General features: G+C 38.6%; 4 protein-coding genes. All 4 read right to left on the minus strand.

Going from position 1 to position 4332, the window contains the following annotated elements:
• The coding region (locus KPC_RS18095; protein ID WP_146196665.1) for a class II glutamine amidotransferase at positions 1–846 on the minus strand (846 nt) is incomplete at its 3' end.
• 100 nt (positions 847–946) lie between these two features.
• A complete protein-coding gene (locus KPC_RS18100; protein WP_121975726.1) occupies positions 947–1735 on the minus strand; it encodes a GNAT family N-acetyltransferase in 789 nt (262 codons plus the stop codon).
• Between the two features lie 121 nt (positions 1736–1856).
• A complete protein-coding gene (argB, locus tag KPC_RS18105) occupies positions 1857–2765 on the minus strand; it encodes an acetylglutamate kinase (RefSeq protein ID WP_121975727.1) in 909 nt (302 codons plus the stop codon).
• 10 nt (positions 2766–2775) lie between these two features.
• A complete protein-coding gene (locus tag KPC_RS18110) occupies positions 2776–4200 on the minus strand; it encodes a phosphomannomutase/phosphoglucomutase (RefSeq protein ID WP_121975728.1) in 1425 nt (474 codons plus the stop codon).
• Between the last annotated feature and the right edge of the window lie 132 nt (positions 4201–4332).

Raw genomic sequence — 4332 nt, forward strand, 5'->3', positions numbered from 1 at the left:
ATATAAATCTGCTTTAGTTATTCTTTTTAACTCTGGATTTATTTTTTCTCTTTCCAAACGCTCTACTCGGGTCATCTCACTTTTTATGGCTTTACCATGTTGAAATAAAATCATTTCACCAGATTGATATGCAGTCCAATGTTCATTTTGTGTTAAAGGTTCAGTAGTAATCACCGCAACACGATCTTGTGGAGTCGTGACCTGACTAAAATCAACTTCAACGTCCAGATCAATAAGTTGAGCATGTTGAAATGGATATTCTCGGACTAACCAATGTAATTTAGTCGTCGCATAGCTAAATAGTGCCTGACCATTTGACAAACAGTAATTAAATGTACCGTATTCAGCTACTTCAGGTGCGACCTCTTTAAGCACATCAAAAATTTCATCAATTTTAGGTTCTACATAGCCGAAACGCTTAACCAGCTGATCTAATAAATAGCAAAATGCAATTTCACTATCTGTATTACCAACAGGAGTAAATTGTCCCGATAACTTTGGATTAAAACCATGAAGATCGCCATTATGTGCAAAAATCCAGTGACGTCCCCATAACTCCCTTATAAAAGGGTGTGAGTTTTCTAAAGTTATTTTACCTTGGGTTGCTTTTCGTATATGTGCAATCACATTACGGGATTTAATCGGATAATTCCTGATTAATTCAGCAATTGGGGACTCGATAGCAGATTGGTTATCAACAAAAAGACGGCAAGCTTTATCTTCGAAAAATGCTATGCCAAATCCATCAGAATGATCAGATGTAACACCAGCTCGCTGTGAAAAACCGCGAAAAGAAAACGTTATATCTGTAGGTGTAGCACAGTTCATTCCAAGAAGTTGGCACATAATCATTCATATTGCATATAGTTCTACAGATATTGTGCATGACTGGAGCGTTGCTTGCAAATATGAATATTTGCAAGCAATACATTTTTTATTGTAAATCCTAGCGTTGTGCCATTTTTTTCATCACAAAGTTTTTTGCAATATTGTTAACTTCAAGAAATACAAAGTAATCAAGGCAATTAAACTCTTCGTCATAAAATGCTTGTGAAGACAGTTTTGCCTGCATATCTAAATAAACCTGAAACAGTTTCGGAATTTTTTCATCTTGGGGAAAACTGAACTCTGGATGATGAGGCTCATAATTTAACTGTGCTGGAATTTCTATTTTTTGATGGCTTGCTAACGCCTGTATCTTCTGATGAGTATGGTAAGCACGTGCCTGATTTCCTTCTAGACGGATACTTACACAACCAATCAGATATTTGGCTCTCATTTCCCAAAGTACTTTAGGAACCAGATTCATCCAAAGCAAAGATAAGGCACGCCCTGAACGATAACGAGGATGTACACAGGTACGTCCAATTTCAACAATATTATTTAAATCAGATAAGTGTGGAACAATCTTAAACTCTTGCGCACTATAGCTTTTCGCGAGCTCGAAGCCTTGAAATTTCTTTAACCGCGTATATGCTACGATTTCATTGGTCAGACGATCACGTAAAACCGCATGTTCACAACTGAAATCATAGACATCCTGATCTAACCCATTAGCAAATTGAATGCCGAATTGTTTTGAAAACTGTTCTGCCCGAAATTTTTGTACTTCCTGTATTTGTTTAAGATCCTCAGCCCATTCAAATTTATATTGATTTTGAGAAGTATTTTTTTTCGGTTTCGGTAGTGGAAGATTATTTAAGGTTTGACGATATTGATTTAATTTTGCAAACATCGTTACGACTCTCCTAGTATTTAAGCTAACACTAAGCAAAGCCGGTGACAGATTGATGACCTAAATATGACCTGATTGTGACATAAAAAACCACCTTCAAAGGTGGTTTTTCAGATGATGACTATGCTTTTACAGGTTTACTTCGATTGGTAATCAAAGTGCCAACACCATGATCTGTAAATATTTCAAGAAGAGTTGCATGTGCAACACGTCCATCTACAATGTGTGCGCTCACAACTCCACCTTTTACAGCATCCAGAGCACAACCCACTTTAGGAATCATCCCACCATAAATCACGCCTGTATCGATGAGACGATCAACTTCTTGTGTTGAAAGACCAGTCAATAAATTCTTGTTTTCGTCTAATACACCAGAAATATTGGTTAATAAAATAAGTTTTTCAGCACTTAATGCCTCTGCCACTTTACCAGCAACCAGATCGGCATTAATGTTGTAGGTATTGCCCTCTTCATCTACTCCTAATGGTGCAATGACAGGGATAAAATCACTTTGGGTGAACATTTCCAGAACGTCCGTTTTAACACCAGTCACTTCACCGACCAAGCCCAGATCGATTTGCTGAACCGAACCATCTTCGGTTTTCTTTTCCATCAGCAACTTCCGTGCACGGATGAGATTACCATCTTTACCTGTCAAACCTATTGCACGTCCACCATGCTTGTTAATCAGATTTACGATGGATTTATTTACACTACCACCGAGTACCATTTCAACAACTTCCATTGTTGCAGGATCAGTTACGCGCATCCCATCAATACGCTCGGATTCTCGGCCAAGCTGTTTTAGAAATGAATCAACTTGTGGACCACCACCATGCACAACAATCGGGTTTAGACCGACTGTTTTCAATAAAACAATATCGCGAGCAAATGAACTTTCCAAAGCAGGATCTGTCATCGCATTGCCACCATATTTCACAACCAGCGTTTTTCCTGCAAAACGTTGAATATACGGCAAAGCTTCAGTCAAGATTTGAGCTTTGTCGATGCCAGTATGCTGATGTGGCATTCGCCTCTCCTTATTGAGCATTTAAGATGTCTTGTGCGATTTTAGGATATCGTTCACTTAACATGGAAACAAACGTTTGACGGATTTCATCCAGACGAGATGGGCAATCGGCATCAAAACGCACTGTAAAGTATTCTCCAGTATTGGATGCTCGAATAATGCCAAATCCATGATCAAAATCAAGTCGTACACCATCAATTTTACTTAATTGTGCAGGAGTTGTGCGACTTAGATTTTCAATATCTTCAAGCAAGTTTTGCGGATCTTCATTATGCGTACTGATATAAGTATCTTCGGTATAACTACGCTCTGGATATGGTGCTAGTATCTCTGACAATGTCGCATGACTTTGACTCATATATTCCATCACACGCAGTGCAGCATATAGCCCATCGTCATATCCCAGCCCTCGACCATCGTTAAAAACATAATGTCCAGCGTATTCACCGCCAAATACAGCATTTCCTTTTGAAGCAGCTAAATAACGGCGGAGGAAACTACTCCCCGTGCGTATCATTTTGGCAGTACCGCCAAATGCTTCGATCGTTTTTTTCACCATCACTGAACATTTGACATCGAATACAATCTCACGCCCAGGATGTGCTAGTAAACAAATCTTGGCAAAAAGAGATAACAAACGATCTGCTGTAATAATATCGGCTTTTTCATCGATCAAAACAACTCTATCCCCATCACCATCCAGTGCAATCCCTATATCCGCCTGATGAGCCAATACTTTGTGTCGTAGTTCGTTTAAATGTACTGATTTGGAAGGATCTGGTGCATGATCCGGGAAATGACCATTTGCATCACAACGTATGGCGATGACATCACATCCTAACTGCTTAAGCACTTGAACTGCACAATTGCCAGCAGAACCATTTAAAGCATCAATAACAACTTTTAATGGTCTTTTTAAATCAATATCATCAAGCAAAGACTTTTGATAGTTCGTACAAATTTCAGATTTGATCTGGTGCTGTTGAATTGAGATTTTATTTAAATCAAAAACATGATGCTGATCAGATTGTGCTTTTAATCCAACCTCCTGAATCATTTGTGGTGTAGGTGGCTCGCCTTGCACGATCCATTTCACGCCATTATCAGATTTTGGGTTGTGGCTAGCAGTCACCATGATGCCATTCCCATTTTTTTGTAATGCTGCAAAATACATTTGTGGCGTCGAGCAGCAACCAATATTCTCCACCTGGATATGGTTATTTAAAAGTATCTGTTCAATAATTTTGGCATATGTAGGGCTTGTTAAACGTGCATCATAGCCCAAAACAACCTGTGTCTGACCTGCCTCGATAAATTGTTCTGCAAGTGCATAGGCAATGGCACTCACAACATTAGGCGTTAGAGCCGAAACTTTTCCTCGAATATCATAAGCTCGGAAAATTTCCGTGGGAAAAAATTGTTTTTGTATATTCATAAGCAATACTTCAAGCAGCGTATCCTCTTACCTGTTTCAAATCTTTCATTTTGCTATTTGCGGTCATTCACTAGAATGAAAGTTTCAATCATTAAGATCGCCAAATTAAGCTTATATTAAGCTAAATATTTT

This window comes from Acinetobacter stercoris (assembly GCF_900323515.1).
In the GTDB taxonomy this organism is placed as follows: domain Bacteria; phylum Pseudomonadota; class Gammaproteobacteria; order Pseudomonadales; family Moraxellaceae; genus Acinetobacter; species Acinetobacter stercoris.

Coding starts and splice junctions, on each gene's coding strand:
- argB (WP_121975727.1), bottom strand. CDS start 2,765: ATGCCACATCAGCATACTGGCATCGACAAAGCTCAAATCTTGACTGAA.
- KPC_RS18100 (WP_121975726.1), bottom strand. CDS start 1,735: ATGTTTGCAAAATTAAATCAATATCGTCAAACCTTAAATAATCTTCCA.
- KPC_RS18110 (WP_121975728.1), bottom strand. CDS start 4,200: ATGAATATACAAAAACAATTTTTTCCCACGGAAATTTTCCGAGCTTAT.